Raw genomic sequence first — 25378 nt, forward strand, 5'->3', positions numbered from 1 at the left:
CGCACGCTTTGCGCGGGGTCCATTGCGCTTCCCGGGCGGCACGAACCGACAGCACACGTTGAGCTCACCGCGCGGCGAGGTACGCAGCCAGGCAGTCCTCTCCGAGGGACCGCGGCAGGCGGAAGTAGTCCACTGTGCCTTTGCCCGCTGGCATCATTGAGTTGCTGCCTGGTTGAGCCAGGATGCCAGCGCGCGCCTGCGGCGGCGAAGGCAACTTCGGTGGCTCCCAGTCCTGGTGCTCACTCTTGTAATTGCGCCCGGAGGGCGAAACCCAGCCGGGCGGCACATTCTTTGACGCCGCCGTCGGCCGCCACCGGCTGGTGTGCCGCAACCGATGGTGCTTGGGACATGGCTGTCCCAGGTTGCTGATTCCAGTGGTCCCGCCCTGGTGCCAGGCGAGCAGATGATCTGCTTCGTTGTCCAAAGAACTGTTGTTGCAGCCGGGGAAGGGACACTTGCCGTCCCGCAAACGCAGCCACCGCCGCATGGCCTTGGTGAGCCGGTAGCTGGTGCGGCCTATTTCCAGCGGGGCGCCGTCCCGGGGATCCACAAGCACGCGGTAAAACGAAGCAGCTCCGTTGGCTACGAGATCCCGTGCCATGGCAGCCGGGATGGGGCCATAACCGTCCAGCATCGCTGGTTCGTCCGTGGCACCGAGGAGGGAAAATACCGGGACGGTGACCAGGACTTCGGCGCGGGGAACGGGGATGTCAGCAAGCCCCTTCGACGCGGTACCGGCGTCGTCAGTTCCCGCGGACCCGCCGCAGCAACCGGTGCAGCCGCTGCCCCCGCGGAGGGCCGTAGCGGCGAAAAGATCCGCGCGAAGTTGGGTGAGGGTGCGCTCCTCGTTGGGTCCCTGGAAGCCCCGGGCAATAGCGGTGTAGCGGTTCCAGATGGCCGTAGCCTTGTCTGCCGGCAGGTATGCGGACAAGCGTGCCATGCCGTCCTGCTCCGGAGCGAACTCGAGGCACCTCTCCGTCACGCTCTTTGCGTGCCGTATTTCGATGCTGTCCGGATGGTTGCGTTCGCGCCAGACCCGGGCCTTGCGCCGGAGGCGGTATGCGGGCATCTCCCCTGCGGGGCAACCGCGGGCAGCGTCCGGCGCGTCCGGGTCGAGGAAGTGGGCCTCCAACGCGGTCGCGGCGTCAGGGTTGAGGGTGGCGGCCTCCTCCACCATGACGCGGGCGTGCTGCCACGACATAGTTCCAGCCTTGAGTGCTTCCATAGTCCGGGGCAGCGAGGTCGTGAGCGCGTAGGACTGTGCCAGAAGTGCACCGGCGGCACGGTCGCCGATGGCCAGGAGGCAGCCTACCTCCGCGGCGATGGCCATTTCCTGCGCCTGCACCGGGATGTCCGGGGGAGCGATAGACCGCGCTGACTCCGCGAACGTGGCCACAGCCTCGGCCTTCAGTGCGGCGACACGGGCCTCGGTCCGAGCCAGTCCGGCCAGGATGTCCAGGCATTCGTCGGCGCCGGCGGCCAAGGGATCGTTGGCTGCGGGCGCTCCGCATGCGGCTTTGGCTACCTCGCCACGGACCACGGCAAGGGCGGCGTCGATCGCCTCAAATGCCTCTGCCACCGCGTCCCGTCCCATGTACTAATGATGAAGGGAGGGTCTGACAATTTGAGCGGGTAGTGGACTGCACCGGAAGTTTTCGCTACTACCCCCGGATAGTCGTTGCCCATAGGCTATGTGAGCAGATGAAAGGGTTGCGCACAGTGGCCCACGGCGTGTGGGTCCGTTCTGCTGCAGAGGCGACGCCGTTCAGCTACGGTCAGGAGCTGCGCTGCACTTCCACGACAGGGGACACATGAGCACAGTGGACATCAAAGGCAAGGCGACGCTGGAGTTGTCCGATGGAGTCCTTCGCTTGAGCTGGAAGCAGGGAACCTACGTAGGCATCGACGTGGCCAACGCCGCCCTCGCGGCCATCTCCTCCTTGGCCCAGGGCACCAGGTTGCCGATGCTGGTCGAAATCCACGGTGTGACCCACTCTGCGGCCGCTCGAAAAGTCTTTCCCGACGCAGCCAGCATTTCGCGTATGGCATTGCTGGGTTCCTCTCCCGTTGATCGCGTCATCGGCATGTTCCGCCTCCCCCTGGCACCGACGGGATTCCCGGTCAGGTATTTCACGTCTCGGGACAAGGCAATGGCGTGGCTGCTTGAGGACTCGGAGGAGGAAGCCACGGAACTGGGCGACACCGACTGATCGCGGTTCCCATCCAGGCAACACCCGCGAGGAATGCCCGCCGATCCGCATCTACGGGCACGGGGCCGGCGGCGGATTGGGGGGTTGCATCCGGTCTCGGGATGCTCCGGCCGCCGGCCCTGGCTCGATGTGCAGACCCTGCCCCAGCGGCAGGATCTTGACCTCAACGATAGGACCCGTCACTGAACGGCAACCCACGATGGGCACAAGGTTCGCTCAAGAGTGGCTCTGGCATTACCACTGGTTTTTGGATGACGGCGGTCAGATAGGATGCGAATTCCATCAACGATAGAAAGACCCCGTGAAGCAGAGTATTTTCGCCCGCGTTGCCCAGCTCGCCAAGGCCAACCTGAACACCCTCCTGGACTCAGCCGAAAACCCGCAGAAGATGTTGGACCAGATGATCCGGGATTACTCGGAGAACATCCGCGAAGCCGAGGCCGCCGCGGCGCAGACAATCGGCAACCTCCGGATGGCCGAAGACGACTACACCCGGGCAGTGAACGACGCGAACACCTGGGGCAGCAAGGCCGTAGCCGCCTCACGCAAGGCCGATGAGTTCCGTGCCGCCGGCAACAACGCGGACGCCGACAAGTTTGACGCCCTGGCCAGGCTCGCCCTCAGCCGGCAAATGACCGCCGAATCAATGGCCAAGTCCCAGGCGCCCACCTTGGCCGCGCAGAACCAGGCTGTCGACCAACTGAAGAACGGCCTGGACCTGATGCGGGCCAAGCTCCGGGAACTGACCGTAAAGCGCAACGAACTCGTTAACCGTGCCCGGGTCGCCGCCACCCAGTCCCAGGTCAACGACGCCCTCAAAGCCCTGGGCGGTGGAGACCCGACATCGGCGATCGGCCGTTACGAAGACAACGTCCGGCGCCAGGAAGCCACCGTCCGCGGCCAGCAGGAACTCGCATCCTCCTCCCTTGAGGCCCAGTTCGCATCACTGGAGGACCTCGGAGAGCAGACCGAAGTGGAAGCCCGGCTGGCGGCCCTCAAAGCGGGTGACCGGAAGGCCCCCGGCTCCCGGGATGGGTGAGGATGGAGCCGTAGCTGCTGGAAGATTCTGCCCCTAGGATGGCGCCATGAGGAAGTGGGGCGAGATGCATCCCGCGCTCCGTGCCGTTCTGGTTGGCGCACTCGCTTGTGCCGTCATTCTGGCAGCAGGACTTATCGCCGGGGGAAGCCCCGACGACGCCATCGCGAACGCCGTCTTCTACGCGCTGATGGTCGGTGGCGGCGTGTTCTTCCTGACGAAGCGGTTCCCGACCACGGCGGAGAAGCTTGATGAGCACGGCGACCTGGTCGTCTTCCTGCGATTCCCCGATTCATCGCCGGGCTCGTTGAGCAGCATCTGGCAGATGGGGATTGCCAGGCCGGGAGCCAGGCGGATCGATTTCCAGCCCATCGTCGACGACACGCTGATCCCCAGTGGCCGCAGCAAGGCTCTCACCGGGCTGGGGACATCAGGCGTTCCGGTGCGGAAAATTAACCGTCACGACAATCAACAGGGCGTGCCGTTGGACTTCCGGATCCTCACCCTGGACTCAGACGGCGGCGTCATAGAATTCGCAGCCGGCCCGGCTAACCTCCAGAAACTCGAGCACGCCGTCGAGTCCGCGTCGCCGTAGCCTGTGGCTGGCAGATCGCCGGAATCATAGCTCAGGAGGAGTACAGGCATGCCCGTCGGCGTCGATCGGGTTTCCGCAGAGCGGGCAAAGGGGCCGCCCGGCGCCCACCACTTCACGTGTGCGCTTGGTGAAGGCGCGGGCTGTCCCTACTGGCATCCGCACCAACAGCATTTCGGGAGCCTCGGCCCCGTCCTCGCCAACGGACTCGTCGTCTGGATCAACATCGGCATCGGAGAGGGGATAGGCCTCAATCACCACCTGCGCCGTCGCTGGGTCCCAGCCCAGGCCCATGGCACCGGTCCGGAACTGCTCCTCAACAGCCTCAAGCGGATCGTTGTCGACCAGCTCAATGGGCGTGCCGGTGGGGACGCTGAACGGGTTCCCTTCGAGGGTGATGAGTTGGTCGAGAATTTCATCGATCTTCTCGGCGAGCAGGGCAGATTGCTGCTTCTCCATGGCGATGCTCACCAGCTGCGCCCCCGCGCGTACCTGCAAGTAGAACGTGCGCGCACCCGGAGCTCCGACGGTGCCGATGACGACCCGATCCGGCCAGGCAAACTCGTGAACAAGTGTAGGCATGTGAGTATTTTAGGGGAGATGGCGTGCGCGGCGGGTTTGCCCTGCCGCACGGGAGTTCACGGAGCGCGCAAGTGAGCCAGCACCAGCCCGATAGGTATGCTGACGGCGATCACCACCAGCAGGGCCCGGTATCCCCACGAAAACCAACCGGACGTTGGGCCCCGGCCCTGAACGGTCCGGAACATCAATGCCAGCGAAACAACCAGCAGCGCCCCGCCGGCATCAACAACCCACGGGTTGCCGGTCAATGTCCCGCCAATGACGGCCGCAGAGGCGCCGTTCCAGGCCACCAGCTCCGCAACTGCTTTCCACCCCACAAAGCGTTGCGGGGCCAGGAAGTACTGGGCAATGCCCAAAGCACCCTGTGCCACTCCTCCGACGAGCACCAGGTACGCAGCGGCCCACGACCCATGCTCAAGACGGAGCGGACCGGTGACTGCCGCAACCAACCCGCCCGCCACAACGCACAACAGCGCGACCGCGCCGAAAGCCACGGCCCCCTTCACAGTGCCTCCCGGCATCACACGTGACGAGTCGCTCATGCGCTCCAAGCTACTGCACTGCTTCAAAGGGCACGGCGCCGGCTACTCCATCAATGAATAGGACGAGCCCGTGCGCGTGCGCTGCAAAAGGCCGAAGTCGACCAGGTAGCGGCGCAGCAGGACGACGTCGTCGGTATAGCTGAGCAGCCGCTCATTGACTTGCCGCTCCGTCAGCGTTTCGCCAGGTTCGACGATCTCGTTGGCGATCCTTGCCAGCAGGGCCCGCCGCTCGGCAACGTTCGCAGGGTATCGCTCGATCCGCCCCAGCCGCATGAACCTGTCCAGCCCAGTCCGCGGCTGCCGGCGCGGCTGCTGGGCCAGCAGGTCGCGGAAAATCGAGTCCACTGCCACCAGCCCACCCGATGTCTGCTGTTGCACCAGCCCCGACTCAGTCAGTGCTGCGAGCGCCCGCACCCGCCGCTGTTCCTTCACCCCAGGCAGGACGTCCTTGGCCGCCGCACCCAGCACAATCTGAGCGTAGGCAATCCTCGCATCGGCATTGCCCAGTGCTGCCAGCACCCGCCGCCAATGCGGGCCGTTCATTCCTGTGCCTCCGGCCACCTCGGTTTTCTCCTCTTCACGTACTCACACCCAGGCATTGGAGTGTGCCGCAAAATCCTAGCCCTGGTGCCGTGGTCCCGGGAAGCGGTGGTGAGGTGGATCTGTACCGATGCCCTGTCCGCAGGGTTCGCCCCTGGCAGCACCGAAGGAGGCACCGGAGCGGGCATGCCGGAAGCGCGTTACGCGTCCCCGTCCTTGGCGTAGAGGGCCAGGAGATCGCGGCTGAACTCGTGCGGGGATGTTTCGCACGGACTGTGCCCACCGCGGTACACCCCTATCCGCGCCCGGATTGCCTGGGCGAACAGCCGGTGCAGCCGGAGCGGCCACAGGTCATGTTCACCCACCGCCACGAACTTGGGAAGCGGCGCCTCCGCCAATGCGGCCCGAAGGTCCGGGACGTTCTGCATCAGGGTGTAGATATCGCGGACGGAGGCGCGGCGGGTGAAGCGGAAGCGGTAGTTGACGAACCGTTGCCGTCCCGGCGGTACATGGGCCACCCTGCCGCTCCGGATTCCCCAGATCAGCAGGGCAGCGCCGGCGCGGCCGTTCACCCAGGTGCTGAACCGGCCAATACGGCTCACGCCCCGGAAGCTCTGGCCCGGTTCCGGCGGGCACCCCAGGAACGTGATGGACCGGAACAGTTCGGGCCGCTGCACGTAGGCAAGCTGGGCGATGATGCCCGCGAAGGAATAGGCCACGATGTGGGCCGGGGTGGTTGTGGTTTCCAGGACGGCCAGGAAGTCATCCACGAACAACCGGTAGTCGTAATGCTTCCGGGGCGGCACCAGGTTCTCGGGGCCGGCGCCGGCTGACTGGTATTGGCCCGCCAGGTCGTAGGTCAGCGCGTAGTAGCCGGCTTCGGTGAGGTCCGGCATCATGAGCGAGAAATCCTCTTTCGAGCCCGTGGCACCGGGTATTAGTACGACGGAGGGATCTTCCGGATTTCCCAAGGCCATGGCGGCCAGCTTTCCGCTGGGAACGTCGATCGTGAACTGCACGGCGCCCAGTGGCGGGACCGACCAATCGACGTCGCCCAACCCGGCATCCAGCAGGGCGGCCGCATCTACCTGGGCAGAACCGAACTCCTCGGGGTCAACCCCGTACTCTTTCCGGCCCGGCTCCGCCATGGTCCCAAGATAGTCCAGCAACGCTACATCTGGCCGCCCTCGAGGATCCGCCGCGCATCCTCCTGCGCCCGGAGTGCCACGTCCGTGACCACCTCACCCTTCACATGCCCGGCCGCGGAGATGATGCTCCGGAGTTCGGTTACGGTCAGGGGCGGACTGGTGCTGTGCGCCACGGCATGGCAGTTGTGGCAGAGCGGAACGAGGTCGGCAACGGGGTCAAGCTGATAAGGGCCGTCAAGCATGGATGGGGGAGCCAGGTGGTGGACGCCCATCACCCCCGTCCCCGCCCCGCTGTAGGCGGACTCGAAAGAGAAGCCGCAGGAGGCGCACGACGTGCCATGGAAGGCCAGGCAGGCCCGGCGCGCATCGGGGTCCCGCTCGTAGCGGCTCACCTGGATGGTGCTGACGGCCTCCGGCGGGAGGGTCCCGCCCGCCACCTCGGCAGGGTCCGCCGTGGATGGCCCGTGGTCCCGCCACAGCCGGCGCAGTACAGGCACGGACGACGGCGGCAGGGTCACCACGGACGGGTCCTTCAGGCTGGCGCGCAGGCCGTTGGGGAGGGCGCCGCCCAGGATGCCGGGACGGATCTGCTCGCCGAGCGGCAGGAGTGAATCCAAAGCCAGCGCGAAGAACCAGCCAAGGGAGACGGCCTCCACACCGGCGGCAGCCTGGTACGGCTCGGACGTCACGAACCCGTGGCCGATCAGGCCGCTCGCGGCGTCATTGCTTCCCTCCAGGAGGAGCCAGGCCTCGGTTCCCGGACTGACGTCAGGACGGAAGCCGGTGTGCCAGCGGTCCAGGAAGGTTCCGGACCCGGATACCTGCGCGACGGCGGCACGGTAGTTCCAGCGACGCAGCGTGTCGGCGTCGCAGCGGAGAATTACTGCAGCCACTGTCCACCAAACCCCGCCACGCGTCGTCGACCCCCAAGCCCTGAAGGCGGGTTAGATCGGTTCCTTGGCCAGTGCCTTGGTCTTTGCGGGCGTCTCGCGCCCCAGGCGTTCATCCAGGGTGACGCGCAGCCGTGCGGCGGCAACCTGGACACGGTGCTCGGCAGGTGAGGCCTTTTTCGTGGCGGGCTTGGCAGCGCTGTTCCGGGGAGCGTGGACAAACCGGTGTTCAGGCGACGTTGCGCTCATGGTCCAACCTCCTTGGTACTGTCTTCATCCGTCGTTCCATTCTCGCCTAAGTTGCCGCGGTCGTCCACGAAGGCCGATTCCTGCCCGGAGCCGGCGTCAGGCTCAGGCTCATCGCCGTTCTCGTCTCCGGACACGCTCTTCCAGGCGATGTCGAACAGCTCGAGCTCCTCGTTGCGGGCCAGTTCGCTCCGGGCCAGGACTTCCAGCGTCGCCAGCCCCAGCGCCTTGGTCCCTTCATCGGGATCGAGTGCCCGGTCCAGCGCCCACTGGGTCCGTCGCCACCACTCGGCCCGGCTGTCCGACTCGGTCTTTTGCTGAAGGGCGTTGGCGTCAGCCTCGCGCTTCTGCTCCAGCGCTGTTTTGTCGGCCGCCGTGCGCTGCTTGAGCGTGCGCCAGTTGATGTAAAAGGCCAGCAACGCGGCGATGAGGACCGCCAGGGGTCCGAGGCCGGCCAGGATGACCCACCAGTCCGCCGGGCCGGAATGGACCACGACATCCAACGGGCCGGGGGAGGGAACAGGGGTCACCCGACCAGCTTAGGCCGCAGCGCGGCCGGCAGCCGGGCCGACACCCGCAGTCCGCTGCATCAGCCGCCGTGCCGTGAAATGAGGACGGGTCCGCGGGCGTGGCGCAAAACGGCGTGTGCAGTTGAGCCGATGGTCTCCCTGAGGATGCCGCGGCCCTGGGAACCAACCACAACCATCCTGGCTTCCCCTGCGGCTTTGAGGATGGCGTGCGGGACCGAGGTGTCCGCAAGCACTTCACCGTCCACCCGCACAAGGGGCGCTTTGGCAGTTGCGCGGTTCACTGCCGACGCCAGGATTTCCTGGGCTTCAGCGGCGGCACCCTGTCCTTCAGGCAGTTGATAGCCTGCGGGCCCGTGCCGGACGTGGACCACCTTGAGGGGTGCCTGCCATGCCGACGCCAGGCCGCATGCATCATCCAGTGCTCCCGGGGAACCCGAGGCATCGACGGCAACGACGACGGGACCGTCCGGGTGGAGCTCCGGCCGGATCACGGCAACAGGGCAGGTGGCGGTGGCTGCCAGTTCCAGGCTCACGGAGCCCACCAGGAGGCCAAGGAAGCCGCCCAGGCCGCGGCTGCCCACCACGAGCATCCGTTCACCTGCGGAAATCTCGGCCAGATGCTGCGCCGGCAATCCGTGCAGCAGGGTGCTCCTGACCTGAAACCCGGGTACCTCCGCGGTGGCCACCGCCACGCCGTCCTCGAGGATGGACCTGGCCGACTGTTCCAGGCCGCTACCAGACACGCCAGGGACCGGACCGAGGTGCCGGGTCAGCAGCGGCCACAGCGAACAGTGCACCACACGGAGGGAGCGGTTGGTGGCGTGTGCGCAGCGCGCCGCCCAGCGGACGGCGGCGGCAGCCTCATCCGACCCGTCATAGCCGGCCACAATGGACCCTGACTCCTGCGTCACGTCTCAGCGCTCCTGACCGCCATGATCTTCACCGGCGGGACCTTCGGCCCTTTGGCCGGCCTGCTCCTTGGTTTCATCCTGATTCTAGGCAGTGGGGAGGGACATGGGCAGCATGGTGCGCCGGATCGTGTTGATGGTGCTCGCCCTGGCTGCCCTGCTGGTGGGGCGGCGGCGCCGGGCACCGCTGTGGTACCGGCGGCCGTCATTGTGGAGGACACGGCAGGGGTGCTCGACCAGAACACCCTGGTGCCCGCCGTCGAACGGATCCAGTTCTACGAGCCCACCCGCGTTGCCGTCTTCACTTACAACGGCAAGGCGGAGGACAACCTCAATGAAGAGGTCCTGAAATTCGCGCGGTCCAGGCATCCGGAGTGGATCAGCCCGGACGGCCAAAAATGGGCTGACGGACTGTTCATCTTCGCGCTCGACCCCGTGGGCCGGCATGTGGGGACGTACATGGGCGAGGACCGGAAGGTGTCGCTCGAGCAGCGCAGCGACATCCAGGACGCGTCCAAGGAACTTTTCCGCGACGCCCAGTGGACGGACGGCACCGTGGCCGGCATCCGCCGCGGCGCAGAGCTCATCAACCAGCCCTGGTACCGCTCCGCGGCCTTCCTGGTTACCGCCTGGGTCACCGCGGGAACCGCGGCCCTGGGCGCGGCCGCATGGCTGATTGTCCGTGCCGTGACCAGGACCGGATGCCGAAAGCAGATGGAACGCGGGGATCGCAGCTACTCCAACGTCAGCATGGACCTGGACGTCACGGAACTGAATGCCGGCACCATTCCCGAATCATCCCGCTACGGCAGCCAGGTCCTGGAGAAACACCGCACGTTCCTTAGCCGCTATGCCGCCGTTACGCAGCTTTCCAACCAGGTGCACGCACTGGGCAGGCGGGCCTTGAGCAGCCGGAAGAACCTCAAGCTTGCCCGGCAGTTCGCGGACAGTGCCGCCGAGCTGGATGCCCTGGATGACGTCATCGCGGACAGCAACGCCTTCCTGAACCGCGCCGACACCTGGCCCACTGCCTGGGACCGGCAGTTGGCCCCGTTCCGCAAGGACCTGGCCGGACTGGAGCAGCTCCTCGCCAAACGCCACGGGCAGGGGGACTCGGCAACGGCTGCGGCACTGCGGTCCTTCCGCGACGAAAGCCTGCGGGAGATTGAGCGGTGGACCGCTGAACTGGCCGACCGGCGGATTAGCCCGGAAGAGGCCCTGGACCGTCTCTATGCGGCGCGTTCCCGGCTCTCGGAGCTGTTGGAGAACCATGCCGAAACGGTCATCCAGGGATTTGCCAGGAATGACCGCGAGGCACGCCTGATGCGCGAACAAATGGAGACGGCCCATGAGGGCACGGACCACCGCAGGCAGCGGACTTACGAACCGAGCATCCTTGGCACGGTGTACCCGTCCTACACGTTCTTCTCCGTGGCCACGTTCAACTCCGGCTTCAATACCGGGGTCAGCAGCGTCAATTCCGCCAGGGGCGGCGGCAGCACCACCGGTTATGGCAGCAGCGGTGGCAGCTTTTCCGGCTCCGGCAGCTCATCAGGCTTCTAGCGCAGCGGATACACAGCGCTGGCGGACACACAGTAGTGGGGCCCGTCGTTGGACGTGCCCCCACTGCCTGAATGCCTGGCCTGACCGGCGGGTTCCGCCGTCGGCTCTCTACGGCCCGGATCTAGGCGGCGCCGAGGGAGTTGAGCCTGCGGGTCCCGCGGCGGACGGTGTAGCGCGGGTGCGGCGGTGTAGCGAGGAGAACGTTTGGCGGAGGTGGCGCTACGTCCTGGATCAGGCCGGTACCTGCACACTCCCGTACTTCCTCGATGGCGGCCGCCGCCGCATGCTTGTCCGTGAACTGTCCGGAAACCGCCAGCACATGTCCATCGGGCATCACAAGCCGGAACCGAATCTGTGAATCATCATCGACAAACAGTTCGAACGTACCTGCCATAAGCCTTGTTCTCCTCAATCGTCCTGCCTCCATTGGTGAGGCTGCATGCCATGCCGGCAACGGCACGGCAAAACCCAGGGCGCACTACCCCATCGTGGTGCGCCTTTCGACCTAAACCACCATCTCAGAGGCCACGCGCCGGCTTTTAGGGACCAAGGTCCCTGATCACAGGTGCCCCGGGAAGTCAGGCCGTCACCCGGGACAAACGGATCAAGGCAACTCCGGTGGCAATGAACCACGCCCACAACAAGATGCCGTACCCCCAATAGAAGCCTGGGACTGCGTGGCGAAGGACCTCGCTGGCCACCCCCAGGGCACCGGTGGCGATGCCCAGCCATGCCAGATATCGCGGGAAAGATGCCTTGCCGGGCGTAAGCATCGCCAGTCCCATCAGCAGGATCCCAAGGGCGGAGAGGACGCCAACGATGGCCGGGGTGTTGTTCTCGGCGATGATTGCTTCGGCGGCGGTGGCATAGGCCCTGCGTTCCTCCTCGGTCCCGGCGGCCACGAAGCGGTCGCTGAGATAGACCAGGTTGAGGGAGCCCCGGCTGCTGACCGGAACGGCAAGCAGCAGCGCCCACGGCAGTGCACCAAAGACCAGTGCTATCAAGGGCAGGCTTTTCCGGTAGGCCGAGAGGGCCACGTAGAGGGCTGCGAAAACAAGCACGGGGAAGATGTTGGGCAGGATCCACAGGATCTGCTCGGCCACATAGCTGGCCTTGTTCGACGCGATGAACTCAAGGGTGGCCGCTCCGCCGTAAACGGGCGGGGGAGTCATGAAATCAATCACCAGGGCAGTGATCAGCAGAAACACAAACAGGATCGACGACGCCCCCGCGACGAGGAAGAGGAGCTTCCAGCCCTGTCGGTGCCCAGCGTGGCCAGTGGCGGCGCTGGCGGGACCTGGCACTATCCCTCCACGGTTCCGGCGGATTCCGGTGCGACTAATCCGGGCCTCAGGCGACCGGCCAGACCACCCTGGTTTGCCAGGTGGCAGGATCCGGCTGCTGTTCCGGATCGGTCAAGTAGTACTCCCACATGGAGTCGGCGGGGGAGGCGCCGTCGGCTTCGATGCTCTTCCTGATCGCATCGTACGTGGTGCCCAGCGTGTCGTACGGGCCCGTGTGGATGGCTTCGAAGGCATCCGTATCGGGAAGCGTGCTGCTGGCCACCTCACCGGTGCCGTGGAAATTCCCGGCGACCGGGAACCCGGCTTCGACGTCCACCGTTTCGCCCGGCATGCCGTGATACAGCGCGAACGGCGGCCCGGCCGGGCTGGCGCCCTGCATCTGGACCGCGGCCATCACGGCACCGAAGGCCCGGCCAAAGAAACCGGTCAGTGCATCCATGGGAACACGTTCGCGGACCACGGCGACGGGTTGTTCGGTGATGTGGATCTTTTGCGGCTGCTGGCCATTCTCAGTCATGCCATCAGCCTTGCCATCCGCGCCGGGAAGTGACAGAGCCATAGGACCCTAGGGTGACGCCCCTGATCAGCCGGCTGCCTCGTACGCTTCAAGCATCCAGCCGCGGACCTCGGCATCGAGCTGCCTGCCGTCTGTGAGCTCCAGGTGGTGCATCCAGGTTCCGGGTGCCGGGTGGACGACCTGCTTGAAGCGCGGTGAGTCCAAGGCGCGGGGCAAGGCAAGGGACAGCACCAGTGGAACCGCGGATTTTACGTAGACCCCCGGCCGCCAGAGGTAGGCATACCCGCGGCGCCGGCGAAAAGAGACTTGGCTCTTGCTGACCCGGACCTCATGGGGACCCAGTTCCGCTGCCATCTGCTCCGCTGCCTGGTAAAGCGCCAGGGCCGCCGGGGCGCCGTCGAAAAACCGCTCCACCGTCCAGGGCACGGCATTCATGATGGGCTCCGGTTGTGCGTACGGATCAGGGCGCCTTCAACTCTCTCCCGGGACCCAGCGCCGGGGAAGTGCCAAAAGTCATGCCGCAGGGGTGGGCGGGGCCAAATGCCCTACCCCGGTTGACAGGATCAGGGTAGGTTCGCCTCTATGTGCGATGACCGTTTCCATCCCCTGCCGAAGTGTCGCGGATGAGGAAGCAGGCCGCCCCGCCTGCGGCAACCCGTGGGAGCGCCGGCAGCTTTGACGACGAGGGACCCGCCCGCACGCCCGTCGAAAAGGCCAGGGGCTTCGTCAGACGGTATCCCGTCGTCGCCCTGACCTGCCTGGTGCTCGCGGCCACCTTGGTGCTGCTGCCGTTCAATCTGGAACTCCAGGTCCGTGTGCTCGCGTCGGCCTACGCTGCCGTCATTGTGGTGGTACGGGCCGCTGGCATGGTGCGGTCGTTGCGGGAAGGACGCTGGGGGATCGACCTCCTGGCCCTGATGGCGATCGCCAGCACGGTAGTGGTGGGCGAGTATCTCGCCGCGCTGGTGGTCATCTTGATGCTCACGGGCGGCGAAGCGCTGGAAAACTTTGCCCAGGGACGGGCCGCGCGTGAACTGCGGTCCCTGCTGGACCGGGCCCCGCGTTTTGCCCACCGTGAGGGGACGGGTGCCGTACTCGAGGAGACCCCGATCGCTGATGTGGCCCCGGGAGACGTCCTTGTGGTCCGGCCTTCCGAGCTGGTGCCCGTTGACGGTGAACTCCTGTCCGATTCAGCCAGCCTCGACGAATCATCGCTCACCGGCGAAAGCCTGCCGGTGGAACGCACCAGGGGGCAGGCACTGCTCAGCGGCGCGGTAAACGGAGTGGCCGCCATTCGCATGCGTGCATCGGCCAGCGCGGCCGACTCCCAGTACAGCCGGATCATCGCCTTGGTCGAGGAGGCGTCCAACAGCCGCGCGCCGGTGGTCCGCCTGGCCGACCGCTATGCCGTTCCCTTCACCCTCCTGGCGCTGGCGATGGCCGGGACAGCCTGGTTCCTGTCCGGCGAGCCGCTTCGCTTCGCCCAGGTCCTGGTGGTGGCAACGCCCTGCCCGCTCCTCATCGCCGCCCCAGTGGCCTTTCTTGCCGGCACCAGCCAGGCCGCCCACAAAGGCATCATCATCAAGAACACGCGGACCCTCGAGCAACTTGCGAAGGCACAAACGGCGGTCTTCGACAAGACCGGAACGCTCACGTCAGGGCGCCCCGTCCTGGACGACATCCAGCTGGCCCCGGGCTACGGCGAAGCCCTGGGGAGCCGAAGGATCCTGCAACTGGCCGCCTCCGCTGAGCAGTACTCCTCGCACGTGCTGGCAGGCTCCGTGATTGAAGCCGCCAAGGCCGCCGGCCTTGGACTGCTGACGGTGCAACAGGCGACGGAGAGCGCCACCCACGGCGTGGACGCCGTTTGCGACGGGCAGCGGGTGGTGGTGGGGAAAGCAGGGCTGGTGCGGAGTTCATCAACCGGATTCCGGGAGGCAGCCGTGCGCAGCGGCCAGCTGGCTGTCCACGTGGCGGTGGACGGCCAGTACGCCGGCGCACTGATCATGAAGGACCCGTTGCGCCGCAATGCCGTGGACACCCTGGCCCGCCTGTACAGCCTGGGTGTCCGGAACACCATGCTCCTGACCGGTGATGCCCACGCCACGGCTGCGCACATCGCCGAGGAAGCGGGCATCGGCCGGGTCCAGGCCGAATGCCTTCCGGAGGACAAGGTCAACACGGTGGCCGGCATCCAGGAACGGCCCGTCCTGATGGTGGGCGACGGCGTCAACGATGCCCCCGTCCTGGCTGCGGCGGACGTGGGGATCGCCATGGGCGCCAGGGGGGCCACCGCCGCAAGTGAGTCCGCTGACGTGGTGGTCATGCTCGACGACGTCTCGAAAGTTGCGCAGGCCGTCGCCATTGGAAAGCGGACAGTGGCAGTGGCCCTGGTAAGCATCTGGACAGGAATCGGACTCAGCCTGGTACTGATGGCCATCGCCATGACGGGATACATTCCAGCCGTCGCCGGCGCCCTCCTGCAGGAGCTGGTGGATTTGGCAACCATCCTGAACGGCCTGCGGGCACTGCACGGTGCCGAGACCAAGAGATAAGGCCAAACCTGAAAGACAACGCCGATCAGCGCGGCAGCAGGCCCCCAGCGGTGCCGCCCGGTATGACCTTTGGCCCTTCCCACCGTAATTCCCAGCCGGGATCGTGGTGTCCATGAATGCAGAAACAGGGGCCAAGCCTGTCATTGTGGGTGTCGACGGTTCTGAATACTCCTCCGCTGCCCTTCGCTACGCGGGCATGCTGGCAGCCCGGCTCGGCACGAGGCTGGAAGTCATCTCATGCGTTGGGATGCCGGACTACCTGGTGATGTCGCGTCTTGAAGGGGCGGACCGGCAGTTCACCGCCAGGCTTGAGGATGCTGCAGGGCGCCTGGTCGAGGACGCCCTGGGCCGGGCCTTTACCGCGGAACGGCCGGAAAACATCGACGTCACCATCAAGTTCGGGCCGCCGGCAAAGGTGCTGGTGGAGGAGAGCCGGCGTGCGCAGATGCTGGTGGTTGGCAGGCACGGCGAGGGCGGACTGCTGAAATCGTCCATGGGCTCCGTCAGCAAGGCCTGCGCTGCCCACTCCAACTGCCCGGTGCTGCTGGTAGGGCAGGAGGCGGACGCTGTGTGAGGGCCGCGGAGGGCCTGAGCTCTGAACGGGCGGCGGAACTCCTGAGGCAGGCCGGCCCCAACCAGCTTCCGACGGAAAAACCGGTATCCCAGTGGCGGAAGCTCTGGGGGGAGATGACGCATTTCTTCGCCCTCATGCTCTGGTGCGCCGCCGGGCTGGCCTTTATTGCGGACATGCCCCAACTGGCGGTGGCGATTATCGTCGTCGTCATAGTCAATGGGGTGTTCGCCCACATCCAGCAGGAACGCGCCCAGCACGCCGCCGCAAAGCTGCGGGGACTGCTGCCCGCCGACGTGGTGGTCCGCCGGGACGGGAAAGTGCGCAAGGTCCACGCCAGTGAACTGGTGGTGGGGGATGTGGTGCTGCTGGCTGCCGGCGACCGTGTGCCGGCAGACATGGTCCTCCTGACCGCCTCGGCCTGCGCGGTGGACGAATCGATGCTGACCGGAGAAAGCGAGCCGGTACCGAAAGCCCCAGGCGGCCAGGCGTGGGGCGGCACCTTCCTGGTTAATGGCTACGGGGAGGCGACCGTTTCCGCGACTGGTGCCGGCACCAGGCTGGCAGGAATCGCCGCCCTCACCAGCGGAGCGGTTGCACCGCCCACACCGCTGTCCATGGAACTGCGGCGGATTGTCCGGGTGACGGCCGGCATGGCATTGGGCATCGCCGCTGTCTTCTTCCTGGCATCGCTGCTGGTGGGTTTCCAGTGGCGCGATTCGTTTCTGTTCTCCATTGGCGTTGCCGTAGCTCTGGTGCCGGAAGGACTCCTGCCCACCGTCACGCTGTCCCTGGCCATGGGCGCCCAACGCATGGCATCGCGCAAGGGACTGGTGCGCAACCTGGAGGCCGTGGAAACCCTGGGCTCGACCACTTTCATCTGCACCGACAAGACCGGGACCCTCACGCAGAACCGGATGAACGCCGTCGAGGTCTTCACACCGGAAGGGTCCATCCAGGTGACAGGCGAGGGGTATGCCCCGGAGGCGCAGATCGAGGGCCGGGGCGTGGAGAAGGCAGCCCAGGCTGCGCTCGCCGCCCGGACCGCCTCACAGGGCCGCGCTGAATTGCACGACGGGCAATGGCGTGCCCAGGGTGACCCGATGGAAGCGGCCATGGACGCCCTTGCCCGCAGGCTGACCGGTAGGGTGTCCGCTCCTGTACCGTCGCGGAGGCTGCCATTCGACCCGGTGCGGCGCAGGGAATCGGCAATCGTGGGTCCCGACCTGTACTGCAAAGGCGCCCCCGAAACCGTCCTCCCGGTGTGCGGATCCGTGCCCGGACCGGTCAAGGAACAGGTGGAGGTGATGGCGAGACGCGGCCTGCGGGTCATCGCGGTGGCCCGGCGGCGGCTTGGGGGAACCCCTGAAACATGGCACTCCGCGTCAGCAGCGGAGCTCGAAACGGGCATGGAACTCCTGGGCCTGATCGGGCTGCAGGACCCGCCGCGGCCGGACGTTGGGGACGTGATCCGCACCGCGCGGCAGGCAGGGCTGCGGGTAGCCATGATCACCGGCGACCATCCTGCCACCGCGGCGGCAATTGCCCGGCAGATCGGCCTGACCGGGACACCCGAATACGTTCTGGAAGGCGCAGACCTCCCGGACGACGACCAGATGCTCGGAGCACTCCTGGACCGTGACGGAGTGGTGGTCAGCAGGGTCTCACCCGAGCAAAAGCTTCGCGTCGCCAAGGCCCTGCAGTCCCGCGGGCACGTGGTGGCCATGACCGGCGACGGCGTCAACGACGGCCCGGCACTGCGCGAAGCCGACATCGGGGTGGCCATGGGCCTGAGCGGAACCGACGTGGCCCGCGAAGCCGCGGACCTGGTCCTCCTCGATGACCACTTCGGCACCATTGTGGCCGCCATCGAACAAGGCCGGGCAACCTACGCCAACATCCACAGGTTCCTCACCTACCACCTCACCGACAACGTGGCCGAACTGACCCCCTTCGTCATCTGGGCGCTCTCCGGCGGCCACTTCCCGCTTGCCCTGGGCGTCCTTCAAATCCTTGCCCTGGACATCGGCACCGACCTCCTGCCTGCGCTGGCCCTGGGCGCTGAGCCGCCGGGCAGACGCGTGCTGGCCCGTCCGCCTGAACGCAGGCACCTGATGGACCGGCGCTTGATCATCCGGGTCTTCTGCATCCTGGGCCCGGTGGAAGCCGCCGTGGAAATGGCAGTGTTCTCAGCTGTCCTGGCCGGTGGCGGCTGGACCCGGGGGCAGGTACCTGCGGCGCCCCTGCTGATGGCCGCGTCCGGTGCCGCCTTCACCGCCGTCGTCCTGGGACAGCTCGCCAACGCCTTCGCGTGCCGGAGCGCTACGTTCCCCCCCTGGAAGCTGGGCTGGGGCACGAACAAGCTGCTGGTGTGGGCTGTGCTGGCTGAAGCGTCCATCCTTGCGGTGTGCCTGTACGTGCCTTCCCTCGCCGCATTGCTGGGCCAGTCCCCGCCGCCCCCGGAAGGCCTCCTCCTTGCACTCCTTGCAGCCCCGGCGGTCCTGCTTGCGGACTGGATCCATAAATCAGTCCGGGGGCGGCTGCGCCGCATTTAGGCGTGGCCGGCCGCCGGGACCAAAGCCTCTGACTGCCCCTGCTGCCCCGGGCAAGAATCAAGCCATGAGCGCCTCCGCAGAAACGTCCCTGGCCAACGTCAATGTGATGTGGATAGAAGACACCGGGATCGCGGACATCCCCTCGGTGGGAGGCAAGAACGCTTCCCTCGGGGAGCTCAGCCGGGCACTGAAGTCCGCCGGTGTCAGGGTTCCTGAGGGGTTCGCCACCACGGCCTCCGCCTACCGCGCGTTCCTCGCCGCCAACAACCTGGAACCCCGGATCCGGAAACACATCGAGGACCAGCGGGCCGGGCGGTCGACACTTCGCCAGGCCGGGGCGGCAATCCGCGAACTGTTCCTGCAGGCTACCTTCCCGGAGGACATCGCCGGAGGCATCCAGGAACATTACCGGGCCCTGTGCCAACGCGCGGGGCAGGCTGAGGCCGCTGTTGCTGTCCGCAGCAGCGCCACCGCCGAGGATCTGCCGGACGCCAGCTTCGCCGGCCAGCAGGAAACGTTCCTGAACGTGGCAGGGGAACGCGGCGTCCTGGAGGCATGCCGGCGCTGCTACGCCTCCCTGTTCACGGACCGGGCCATCAGCTACCGCGAAATGAAGGGCTATGACCACCTGGACGTTGCCCTGTCCGTGGGGGTCCAGCGGATGGTCCGCTCGGACCTCGGGGCGTCCGGGGTGATGTTCTCGATCGACACGGAATCTGGTTTTCCCGGCGTGGTGGTCATCAGCGCCGCCTGGGGGCTGGGGGAGACCGTGGTCCAGGGGACCATCAACCCGGACAAGTACCAGGTGTTCAAGCCGCTCCTGGCGGATCAGCGCTTCAGCCCGGTCATCGAGCGGGAACTGGGTGCAAAGGAACGCAAGATGGTTTACAGCCAGGGAGGGGATGCGCGGACCCGGACGGTCGAGACCACCGGGCGGGAACAGCGCTCGCTGGTGCTGGACGACCGGGAGATTGTCCTGCTGGCCCGCTGGGCGGTGGCGGTGGAGGACCACTACGGGCGTCCGATGGACATGGAATGGGCCAAGGACGGGATCACCGGCGAACTCTTCATGGTCCAGGCAAGGCCGGAAACGGTCCAGGCCCGCCGCAGCACCTCCACCTTCCGGACCTACCACCTGGACCGGCCCGGCCGGGTACTGGTGACCGGTGCCGCGATCGGTGACTCCATTGCCCGCGGCCAGGCCTGCGTGGTCAGGGATGCGAAGGACATCGAATCCTTTGTGGACGGCTCAGTCCTGGTTACCCGCATGACTGACCCGGACTGGGTGCCCGTGATGAAGCGGGCTGCGGGGATCATCACCGACCACGGCGGCCCAACCAGCCACGCCGCGATCGTCAGCCGCGAACTGGGGGTGCCCGCCGTCGTGGGGACGCGCAACGCCACCGAAGTACTTCCCGACGGCGCCCAGGTCACCTTGTCCTGCGCGGAAGGGGAGGAGGGCCACGTCTACGAGGGGCTGCTCGAATTTTCGGTGGAGGAAGTGGACATGCAGGCACTTCCCGCCACCCGCACGGCCGTGATGATCAACATCGCCAGCCCGGCTGCCGCGTTCAAATGGTGGCGCCTGCCCGCGGCCGGCGTGGGCCTGGCCCGGATGGAGTTCATCATCAACAACCTGATCCGGGTCCACCCCATGGCCCTGGTCCATCCGGAAAGGGTGGCGGACCCGGAAGAGGCGGCACTGATCCGGCAGCTCACCAGCGGCTACCAGGACCCGCAGGAGTACTTCATTGACGTCCTGGCCACGGGCATCGCCAAAATCGCCGCACCGTTCCATCCCAAGCCGGTGATCGTGCGGCTCAGCGACTTCAAGAGCAACGAGTACAGCCACCTGATCGGCGGCAGCGCGTTTGAGCGCCCGGAGGAAAACCCCATGCTGGGGTTCCGCGGGGCGTCCCGCTACTACAGCAGCCACTACCGGGAGGGGTTCGCCCTGGAGTGCAGGGCCATCAAACGGGTACGGGAACAGGCCGGGTTCAGCAACGTCATTGTCATGGTGCCCTTCTGCCGCACGGTGCGGGAAGCGGACCAGGTCATCCAGGCCATGGAAGGGCACGGGCTGGTCCGCGGCGTGGACGGGCTGCAGCTGTACATGATGTGCGAGATCCCTGCCAACGTGGTCCTGGCGGAGGAATTCGCCAAGCGCTTTGACGGCTTCTCCATCGGGTCCAACGACCTCACCCAGCTGGTGCTTGGCGTGGACCGCGACTCGGAGGAACTTGCCGGACTGTTCGATGAGCGGGATCCGGCGGTGATGTCCATGATGGGCCAGGCGATCAGCAAGGCCCACGCCGCCGGCATCAAAATCGGCATCTGCGGGCAGGGGCCAAGCAACCATCCGGACCTGGCGGAGTTCCTGGTCAGCCAGGGGATCGATTCGGTGTCCCTGAACCCTGATACCTACGTAAAAACGCTGCCCGTCATAGCGGCGGCGGAGGCCGCCGCTGACAGGGGCCGGGCGGCTGGCCGGCCGTCCCCCTGAAAGTGCCCGGCTGAAAGACCCTGGCTGAGGTGCCTGGCACCTCAAGGGATGGTCCCCTCAGGGAGCCAGGCACCGGCGTCGTACCCTGGCTGTCCTCAACCCCTGCTGATGGGGATCTTCGACGCCGCGGCTGCCTGTCCCTGGTCCGGCATGGGCGCCCGGACTTCAAGGACGCCGTCCTTGTAGGAGGCGGTGACGTCACCCTGCTGGACGCCGCCGGGAAGGGGAATCCGCCGGACGAAGGACCCGTACCGGAACTCGGACCGGTAGCCGTCCTTGTCCTTTTGCTCCTTCTTCTCCTGCCGCTCCGCCTTAATGGACAGCACGCCGTCGGAAACCGTCACGTCGACGTCCTTTTCCGGATCGATGCCGGGCAGTTCAGCGCGCACCACGAGTGTGTTGCCGTCCACCATCTCCTCAACCCGGATGGCCGAGGAACCCACGTCGCCTTCGAAAAGCCTTTCGATGACATCCATCGGGGAACGGCGGCTTTCGAACCATTTCATCAGGTCAGTCATTCTTGCCTCCTGCTCATCTGGATACCGGACCATCGCGGTGCCCGGCATTTCCACCATCCGCTTCCCGGGATGCCGGTTCCAGAGTCAAAGGTCCCAGCCCCGGCCCATCGGCGGCGGCGGGCCGGCGGCGGGTCAGACGGCCGATGATTTCGATGGCCGCGCACCCTGCCGCGGCCACTGCAACCGCGGGCACCAGCAGGCCGGCTGGCGGCCAGTCCACGCGGAAGAACTCCTGCGTCAACGGCACGGTGAACAGCAGGACCAGGCCCGCGTACATCCCGGCGAGGATCAGGACCTTGGTCAGGTTGAGGGGACGGGATGCCATCACCAGGATCCACGCCGCCACCAGGCCCAGGGTCACGGTGGCCGCCGATTGCGCGGCTTCCTGGCTGTGGCCGCTCCAGATCTGGGCATAGCCGCTGACCGCGAGGACGCACAGGGCTCCGCAGATTCCTGCCGGTACGGCGAAGGCAAGCGAGCGCCGGAGGAATCCCGGTGCGTAACGCTGGCCGCCGGGCTGCAGGGCCAGGAAGAACGAAGGCAGGCCAATGGTCAGTCCGTCCAGCGCGGACAGTTGCCGGGGAAGGAACGGAAAGGCCAGCAACAGGATGCCGGTCACTATGGAGATGACCGTGGCGTAGACGGTCTTGCTCAGGAAGACCAGGGAGACGCGCTCAATGTTGCTGATGGCCCGGCGCCCCTCATCCACCACCGCCGGCAGCCTTTCGAACCGCCCGTCCAGGAGCACAAGCCGGGCCACGGCCTTGGTCGCCGGGGAGGCCGAGTCCATGGCGATGCCCAGGTCCGCCTCCTTGAGGGCCAGGACGTCATTCACCCCGTCCCCGGTCATGGCCACCGTGTGCCCCCGCCGTTTCAGGGCCTGAATCAGGTCCCGCTTCTGGGATGGCGTCACGCTTCCAAAGAGGTCGCAGGCTTCCACTGCCTCCTCCAGCTGGAGCGGGTCCAGGGGCAGTGTGCGGGCGTCATAGGCAGCACCGGAGCCAAAACCCACCGCACCTGCCAGGGCCGCCACTGTCCGGGGATCATCACCGGAGATGATCTTGACGGAAACCCCCTGGCGCCGGAAATAGTCGAGCGTCGCGGCGGCATCACGGCGGATGCTCTCGCGGAAGGTCAGGATCATGACGGGCACCAGGTCCGTGGGCAGGCCACTGTCCGCGGCGCCGGACGGCAAAGGCGCCGGAAGGTGGGCCAGGGGCAAAGTCCGGAGGCCGGTGGAGGCGAGGGCGGCGGCCTTGCCATGGGCCCGGACGCTTCCGGCAGAACCGAGCACCGCATCCGGTGCTCCCAGGATCCAGGTGCCGACCGCGGCTGACTCCGGCCCGAACGTTGCCGAACTCCACTTCCGGGCTGACGAAAACGGAACGGAAGCCTGCTCCTGCAGCGGTCGCTGGACGGGAAAGGCTGCCCCGATCGCAGCCGCGGTGCTGCTGGCGTCCGCATTGGCGCCGAACCATTCCAGTGCCGCCCGCCACCCGGCCGCCCGGGCCGTCCCGGCATCGTGGATGGCGTCGAACACGATTGAACCGGAGGACAACGTGCCTGTCTTATCGAGGCAGAGGACGTCCACCCTGGCCAGGACCTCCACCGCGGCAAGTTCCTGGATGAGGACCTTTTGGCTGGCCAGGCGCAGGCCGCCCACGGCAAACGCCACGCTGGTCATCAGGAGCAGGCCCAGGGGAATCATGGCCATGATGCCTGCGATCGCCCCCACGGCGGCCGGTATCCACCGCCCCGACCCGAGAGCGCCAGCCCATCCGCCCTGGTCCTGCATCTGCGCATTCGTGAGCAGCAAGGCGACGGGCAGGAGCAGCCAGGTGATGACGGTGAAGACTTTTTCCAGGCTCCTGCGGATCTCCGACGTGACCAGGGAGAACCGCCGTGCCTCGGCGGCCAGCCGGTAAGCGGAGGTTTCAGGTCCAACCCGGAGCACGCTGGCTTGCCCGTTTCCCGCGAGGATCAGTGAACCGGACAGCAGTACGGCCCCGTCCTGCTTGGGGACGGGCTCCGACTCGCCGGTCAGCAGGGACTCGTCCACCTCAAGCGGGCTGTTGCCCAGAAGCAACAGGTCCGCCCTGACCTGGTCTCCGGCGTTGAGGACAACGAGATCGTCCGGCACAAGATCTTCCGAGGAAATGCTTTCCCTGGTCCCGTTCCTGACCACCGTGCTCCGGGCAGCCTGCAGAATGGCCAGCTGGTCCAGCGACCGCTTGGCCCGGTACTCCTGGACGATGCCGATCAGCGAATTGCTGATGGCTGACAGGCCGAAGAGCGCATCACGCCACTGGCCAAGGAACAGGAGCAGGATGAAGCACCCGCCCACCACGCCGTTGAAGAGGGTGAACACGTTGGCCTGGACGATTTCACCGACGCTCCTGCTGGTTGCCGTGGGCACGCTGTTGATGCGGCCGGAAGCGGTCCGTTCGCGTACTTCGGCCGTGGAGAGCCCGTCCCGGGCATGGCGCAGGTCCATTCCCGGGACCGGCGTCCCGTTTTCCCCGGCTGGTGGCATGGTGCGGCAGGCAGCAGGCCCGGTCAGCCGTTGTGCTTGTGCATGCGGGTGATCACGGTGGGGCACGGCGGCTGGGTCAGCACCGCGTGCGCCGTGGAACCCAGCACGAGTCTTTCGAAGCCGCCCTTTCCGCGGCTGCCCAGGACCAGCAGCCGGGCGCCTGCGGCAGCCCGGAGCAGGGCGTCCGCCGGCTCCAGCACGGTTTCCATCACGGTGTGCACCACCAGGTCCGGATAGTCCTGCCGGAGTCCCGCCTCGGTTTCGGCGAGCACGATCTGCTCTTCCTCGACCACATGGGTGGCAAAGCTGCTCTGCGGGAGCCCGGCCGCGATCCACCGGTTGGGGCCGGTGAAAGCGTAGAGCACCGTCAGTTCCTCACCGAGCGCATCAGCTTCGGCGGCCGCGAACGCCACTGCCTGCGTTGACTCCCGCGACCCATCCACGCCAACCAGGATGCCGCGGCCCTCCGCCTGGCCCTCACCGATGACAGCAACGGGGCACTCAGCCGTGGCAGCCGCCTGCAGCGCGCGGTCCGTCAGCGCACCGCGGTTGTGCCCGCTGGTGCCCAGGACAAGCATGGAGGCGTTCCTGGAATAGTCACCCAGTGCCGCCCCCACTCCTCCTTCGAGGAGCTGGAGCGAAATCTGCAGGCCGGGTTCCGCGGCGACGGCTTTTTCGCCGGCCTCCTTCAGGAGGCCCAGGCCTGATTCACGCAGGACTTCGAGGTAGGGAAGCACTTCCGCCGCCATCCACCGGTCGTCCACAACGTTCACGACGGCGAGGGGACACTTGAGCCGGTTGGCCCGGGCTGCTGCCCACAACAGGGCGGCATTGGACGCCGCAGTGTCTGAGATGCCGACGGCGATTGGCTTGGCAGGTGCCATGGGAAACCATCCTTTGGGGGGGGGTTCTGGTGAGGGGTGTCAGGTCGGGCTGGGTGGCTAGTCTGCGGTGGGCTCCCGCGGCGGCCACCAATGGGTGGGAGCGGCGATCACGAACCTCCGGCCGGTGATCTCCTCCGGCGTGATCCGGATCAGGATATTTTTTCGACCCGGCTGCCAGGGGGACAGGCCCGCCTCCATGGCATCCCTGGTTTCCTCTTCATCGGACACCACCATGGCATGGCCCTTCAGGACGACGCTCCAGGCGATGGTGCCGTACTGGTTCATTCCGTCCGCCTCGACGGCGACCGCTTTCCGGTCCGTCAGGGAAGCAAGCTTTGTTCCTTCGCCGGTACGCATGAGCAACGTGCCGTTGGTGGGGACAAAATTCACCGGGTAGTTCTCCACGGTGCCGCCGTCGGTGAAGGCAATCCTGCAAAGGGACGTTGACCGGAGGTATCGCCAGCAATCGTGGACGCCGAGTTCCTTGATTTCCGGTTCTGCCGCTGCGCTGTTCATGGCCGTAGCCTAGGGCGGCCGGATCGCGAGGGATAGGGAAGAAGGTCCCGCACCCCGTATGCCCCCCATTACCAAGCTCACTGAGGGTATTTTCCCCCCGGCTCTCCTAGAATGGGAGGCGAAGCGTCTTCATGC

25 protein-coding genes are annotated in these 25378 nt (G+C 66.6%); 8 read left to right on the forward strand and 17 right to left on the reverse strand.

Translation table 11 applies throughout. The features are described from left to right. Positions 1-64: 64 nt before the first annotated feature. A complete protein-coding gene (locus tag BACI349Y_RS09125) occupies positions 65-1594 on the reverse strand; it encodes an HNH endonuclease signature motif containing protein (protein WP_159631831.1) in 1530 nt (509 codons plus the stop codon). 217 nt (positions 1595-1811) lie between these two features. Here BACI349Y_RS09125 and BACI349Y_RS09130 point away from each other — a divergent pair, with 217 nt between their 5' ends. From BACI349Y_RS09130 to BACI349Y_RS09140, 3 genes are all read left to right on the forward strand, one after another. Further along, complete coding sequence (locus BACI349Y_RS09130) at positions 1812-2210, forward strand: DUF7793 family protein (protein ID WP_159631832.1); 399 nt, start codon at positions 1812-1814, stop codon at positions 2208-2210. A gap of 301 nt (positions 2211-2511) precedes the next feature. Further along, on the forward strand, positions 2512-3249 hold the full coding sequence (locus BACI349Y_RS09135) for a PspA/IM30 family protein (protein WP_159631833.1): 738 nt from the start codon (positions 2512-2514) through the stop codon (positions 3247-3249). Between the two features lie 46 nt (positions 3250-3295). After that, the gene (locus BACI349Y_RS09140) at positions 3296-3841 is read left to right on the forward strand and encodes a hypothetical protein (protein ID WP_159631834.1); all 546 of its coding nucleotides are present in this window, start codon (positions 3296-3298) and stop codon (positions 3839-3841) included. 24 nt (positions 3842-3865) lie between these two features. Here the strand turns inward: BACI349Y_RS09140 and BACI349Y_RS09145 are convergent, their stop codons facing one another. From BACI349Y_RS09145 to BACI349Y_RS09180, 8 genes are all read right to left on the reverse strand, one after another. Next, on the reverse strand, positions 3866-4420 hold the full coding sequence (locus BACI349Y_RS09145; protein ID WP_159631835.1) for a DUF3090 domain-containing protein: 555 nt from the start codon (positions 4418-4420) through the stop codon (positions 3866-3868). A 56-nt stretch (positions 4421-4476) separates the two neighbouring features. Continuing rightward, complete coding sequence (locus tag BACI349Y_RS09150) at positions 4477-4962, reverse strand: hypothetical protein (protein WP_201302418.1); 486 nt, start codon at positions 4960-4962, stop codon at positions 4477-4479. Between the two features lie 42 nt (positions 4963-5004). Next, positions 5005-5505, reverse strand: a complete 501-nt coding sequence (locus tag BACI349Y_RS09155; protein WP_159631836.1) for a DUF2087 domain-containing protein — start codon at positions 5503-5505, stop codon at positions 5005-5007. Between the two features lie 197 nt (positions 5506-5702). Next, positions 5703-6650, reverse strand: a complete 948-nt coding sequence (locus BACI349Y_RS09160) for an alpha/beta fold hydrolase (RefSeq protein WP_159631837.1) — start codon at positions 6648-6650, stop codon at positions 5703-5705. Positions 6651-6673: 23 nt separating this feature from the next. After that, positions 6674-7543 carry an HNH endonuclease gene (locus tag BACI349Y_RS09165; RefSeq protein WP_159631838.1) on the reverse strand — a complete coding sequence of 290 codons (870 nt, stop codon included), beginning with the start codon at positions 7541-7543 and terminating at the stop codon, positions 6674-6676. Positions 7544-7594: 51 nt separating this feature from the next. After that, positions 7595-7789 carry a hypothetical protein gene (locus tag BACI349Y_RS09170; protein ID WP_159631839.1) on the reverse strand — a complete coding sequence of 65 codons (195 nt, stop codon included), beginning with the start codon at positions 7787-7789 and terminating at the stop codon, positions 7595-7597. Next, on the reverse strand, positions 7786-8316 hold the full coding sequence (locus BACI349Y_RS09175) for a hypothetical protein (RefSeq protein WP_159631840.1): 531 nt from the start codon (positions 8314-8316) through the stop codon (positions 7786-7788). Before BACI349Y_RS09175 ends, BACI349Y_RS09170 begins: the two co-directional genes overlap by 4 nt. 59 nt (positions 8317-8375) lie before the next feature. After that, positions 8376-9227 (reverse strand): universal stress protein, encoded by an 852-nt coding sequence (locus BACI349Y_RS09180; RefSeq protein ID WP_159631841.1) that lies wholly within the window; start codon positions 9225-9227, stop codon positions 8376-8378. 186 nt (positions 9228-9413) lie between these two features. On the opposite strand from BACI349Y_RS09180, the gene BACI349Y_RS09185 reads away from it, so the two are divergent. Beyond that, positions 9414-10787 carry a DUF5129 domain-containing protein gene (locus BACI349Y_RS09185; protein ID WP_236560778.1) on the forward strand — a complete coding sequence of 458 codons (1374 nt, stop codon included), beginning with the start codon at positions 9414-9416 and terminating at the stop codon, positions 10785-10787. 121 nt (positions 10788-10908) lie between these two features. Here the strand turns inward: BACI349Y_RS09185 and BACI349Y_RS09190 are convergent, their stop codons facing one another. The 4 genes from BACI349Y_RS09190 to BACI349Y_RS09205 all read right to left on the reverse strand — a co-directional run bounded on the left by BACI349Y_RS09190 (position 10909) and on the right by BACI349Y_RS09205 (position 13043). Continuing rightward, the gene (locus tag BACI349Y_RS09190; protein ID WP_159631842.1) at positions 10909-11181 is read right to left on the reverse strand and encodes a YegP family protein; all 273 of its coding nucleotides are present in this window, start codon (positions 11179-11181) and stop codon (positions 10909-10911) included. 184 nt (positions 11182-11365) lie between these two features. After that, positions 11366-12091, reverse strand: coding sequence for a DUF4386 family protein (locus BACI349Y_RS09195; protein ID WP_159631843.1), 726 nt, complete (start codon positions 12089-12091; stop codon positions 11366-11368). A 46-nt stretch (positions 12092-12137) separates the two neighbouring features. Next, complete coding sequence (locus tag BACI349Y_RS09200) at positions 12138-12608, reverse strand: GyrI-like domain-containing protein (protein WP_159631844.1); 471 nt, start codon at positions 12606-12608, stop codon at positions 12138-12140. Between the two features lie 66 nt (positions 12609-12674). Beyond that, positions 12675-13043 carry a DUF5655 domain-containing protein gene (locus BACI349Y_RS09205; protein ID WP_159631845.1) on the reverse strand — a complete coding sequence of 123 codons (369 nt, stop codon included), beginning with the start codon at positions 13041-13043 and terminating at the stop codon, positions 12675-12677. 188 nt (positions 13044-13231) lie between these two features. Here BACI349Y_RS09205 and BACI349Y_RS09210 point away from each other — a divergent pair, with 188 nt between their 5' ends. The 4 genes from BACI349Y_RS09210 to ppsA all read left to right on the forward strand — a co-directional run bounded on the left by BACI349Y_RS09210 (position 13232) and on the right by ppsA (position 20792). Beyond that, complete coding sequence (locus tag BACI349Y_RS09210; RefSeq protein WP_159631846.1) at positions 13232-15163, forward strand: heavy metal translocating P-type ATPase; 1932 nt, start codon at positions 13232-13234, stop codon at positions 15161-15163. Positions 15164-15275: 112 nt separating this feature from the next. Next, on the forward strand, positions 15276-15737 hold the full coding sequence (locus tag BACI349Y_RS09215; protein ID WP_159631847.1) for a universal stress protein: 462 nt from the start codon (positions 15276-15278) through the stop codon (positions 15735-15737). Further along, on the forward strand, positions 15734-18289 hold the full coding sequence (locus BACI349Y_RS09220; protein WP_159631848.1) for a cation-translocating P-type ATPase: 2556 nt from the start codon (positions 15734-15736) through the stop codon (positions 18287-18289). Before BACI349Y_RS09215 ends, BACI349Y_RS09220 begins: the two co-directional genes overlap by 4 nt. Before the next feature lie 64 nt (positions 18290-18353). Continuing rightward, on the forward strand, positions 18354-20792 hold the full coding sequence (gene ppsA / locus BACI349Y_RS09225; RefSeq protein WP_159631849.1) for a phosphoenolpyruvate synthase: 2439 nt from the start codon (positions 18354-18356) through the stop codon (positions 20790-20792). Between the two features lie 95 nt (positions 20793-20887). On the opposite strand, the gene BACI349Y_RS09230 is transcribed toward ppsA, so the two are convergent. Genes BACI349Y_RS09230 through BACI349Y_RS09245 form a run of 4 tightly spaced genes read right to left on the reverse strand, consistent with a single transcriptional unit; the run spans position 20888 to position 25243 of the window. Then, positions 20888-21310, reverse strand: coding sequence for an Hsp20/alpha crystallin family protein (locus tag BACI349Y_RS09230; RefSeq protein ID WP_159631850.1), 423 nt, complete (start codon positions 21308-21310; stop codon positions 20888-20890). A gap of 13 nt (positions 21311-21323) precedes the next feature. Further along, the gene (locus tag BACI349Y_RS09235; RefSeq protein ID WP_159631851.1) at positions 21324-23843 is read right to left on the reverse strand and encodes an HAD-IC family P-type ATPase; all 2520 of its coding nucleotides are present in this window, start codon (positions 23841-23843) and stop codon (positions 21324-21326) included. Positions 23844-23866: 23 nt separating this feature from the next. Then, positions 23867-24727: a universal stress protein gene (locus BACI349Y_RS09240; RefSeq protein ID WP_159631852.1), complete on the reverse strand. Its 861-nt coding sequence runs from the start codon at positions 24725-24727 to the stop codon at positions 23867-23869. Between the two features lie 57 nt (positions 24728-24784). After that, positions 24785-25243 (reverse strand): pyridoxamine 5'-phosphate oxidase family protein, encoded by a 459-nt coding sequence (locus BACI349Y_RS09245; RefSeq protein WP_159631853.1) that lies wholly within the window; start codon positions 25241-25243, stop codon positions 24785-24787. Positions 25244-25378 lie beyond the last annotated feature (135 nt).

The sequence above is a fragment of the Arthrobacter sp. 8AJ genome (assembly GCF_902506025.1).
Taxonomy (GTDB): Bacteria; Actinomycetota; Actinomycetes; order Actinomycetales; family Micrococcaceae; genus Arthrobacter.

Bases quoted from the DNA above. Each gene is read 5' to 3' on its own strand.
- BACI349Y_RS09150 (WP_201302418.1), bottom strand. From the start codon at position 4,962: ATGAGCGACTCGTCACGTGTGATGCCGGGAGGCACTGTGAAGGGGGCC.
- BACI349Y_RS09140 (WP_159631834.1), top strand. From the start codon at position 3,296: ATGAGGAAGTGGGGCGAGATGCATCCCGCGCTCCGTGCCGTTCTGGTT.
- BACI349Y_RS09240 (WP_159631852.1), bottom strand. From the start codon at position 24,727: ATGGCACCTGCCAAGCCAATCGCCGTCGGCATCTCAGACACTGCGGCG.
- BACI349Y_RS09215 (WP_159631847.1), top strand. From the start codon at position 15,276: ATGAATGCAGAAACAGGGGCCAAGCCTGTCATTGTGGGTGTCGACGGT.
- BACI349Y_RS09160 (WP_159631837.1), bottom strand. From the start codon at position 6,650: ATGGCGGAGCCGGGCCGGAAAGAGTACGGGGTTGACCCCGAGGAGTTC.
- BACI349Y_RS09245 (WP_159631853.1), bottom strand. From the start codon at position 25,243: ATGAACAGCGCAGCGGCAGAACCGGAAATCAAGGAACTCGGCGTCCAC.
- BACI349Y_RS09235 (WP_159631851.1), bottom strand. From the start codon at position 23,843: ATGCCACCAGCCGGGGAAAACGGGACGCCGGTCCCGGGAATGGACCTG.
- BACI349Y_RS09205 (WP_159631845.1), bottom strand. From the start codon at position 13,043: ATGAATGCCGTGCCCTGGACGGTGGAGCGGTTTTTCGACGGCGCCCCG.
- ppsA (WP_159631849.1), top strand. From the start codon at position 18,354: ATGAGCGCCTCCGCAGAAACGTCCCTGGCCAACGTCAATGTGATGTGG.
- BACI349Y_RS09210 (WP_159631846.1), top strand. From the start codon at position 13,232: ATGAGGAAGCAGGCCGCCCCGCCTGCGGCAACCCGTGGGAGCGCCGGC.
- BACI349Y_RS09155 (WP_159631836.1), bottom strand. From the start codon at position 5,505: ATGAACGGCCCGCATTGGCGGCGGGTGCTGGCAGCACTGGGCAATGCC.
- BACI349Y_RS09230 (WP_159631850.1), bottom strand. From the start codon at position 21,310: ATGACTGACCTGATGAAATGGTTCGAAAGCCGCCGTTCCCCGATGGAT.
- BACI349Y_RS09125 (WP_159631831.1), bottom strand. From the start codon at position 1,594: ATGGGACGGGACGCGGTGGCAGAGGCATTTGAGGCGATCGACGCCGCC.
- BACI349Y_RS09170 (WP_159631839.1), bottom strand. From the start codon at position 7,789: ATGAGCGCAACGTCGCCTGAACACCGGTTTGTCCACGCTCCCCGGAAC.
- BACI349Y_RS09145 (WP_159631835.1), bottom strand. From the start codon at position 4,420: ATGCCTACACTTGTTCACGAGTTTGCCTGGCCGGATCGGGTCGTCATC.
- BACI349Y_RS09200 (WP_159631844.1), bottom strand. From the start codon at position 12,608: ATGACTGAGAATGGCCAGCAGCCGCAAAAGATCCACATCACCGAACAA.
- BACI349Y_RS09190 (WP_159631842.1), bottom strand. From the start codon at position 11,181: ATGGCAGGTACGTTCGAACTGTTTGTCGATGATGATTCACAGATTCGG.
- BACI349Y_RS09130 (WP_159631832.1), top strand. From the start codon at position 1,812: ATGAGCACAGTGGACATCAAAGGCAAGGCGACGCTGGAGTTGTCCGAT.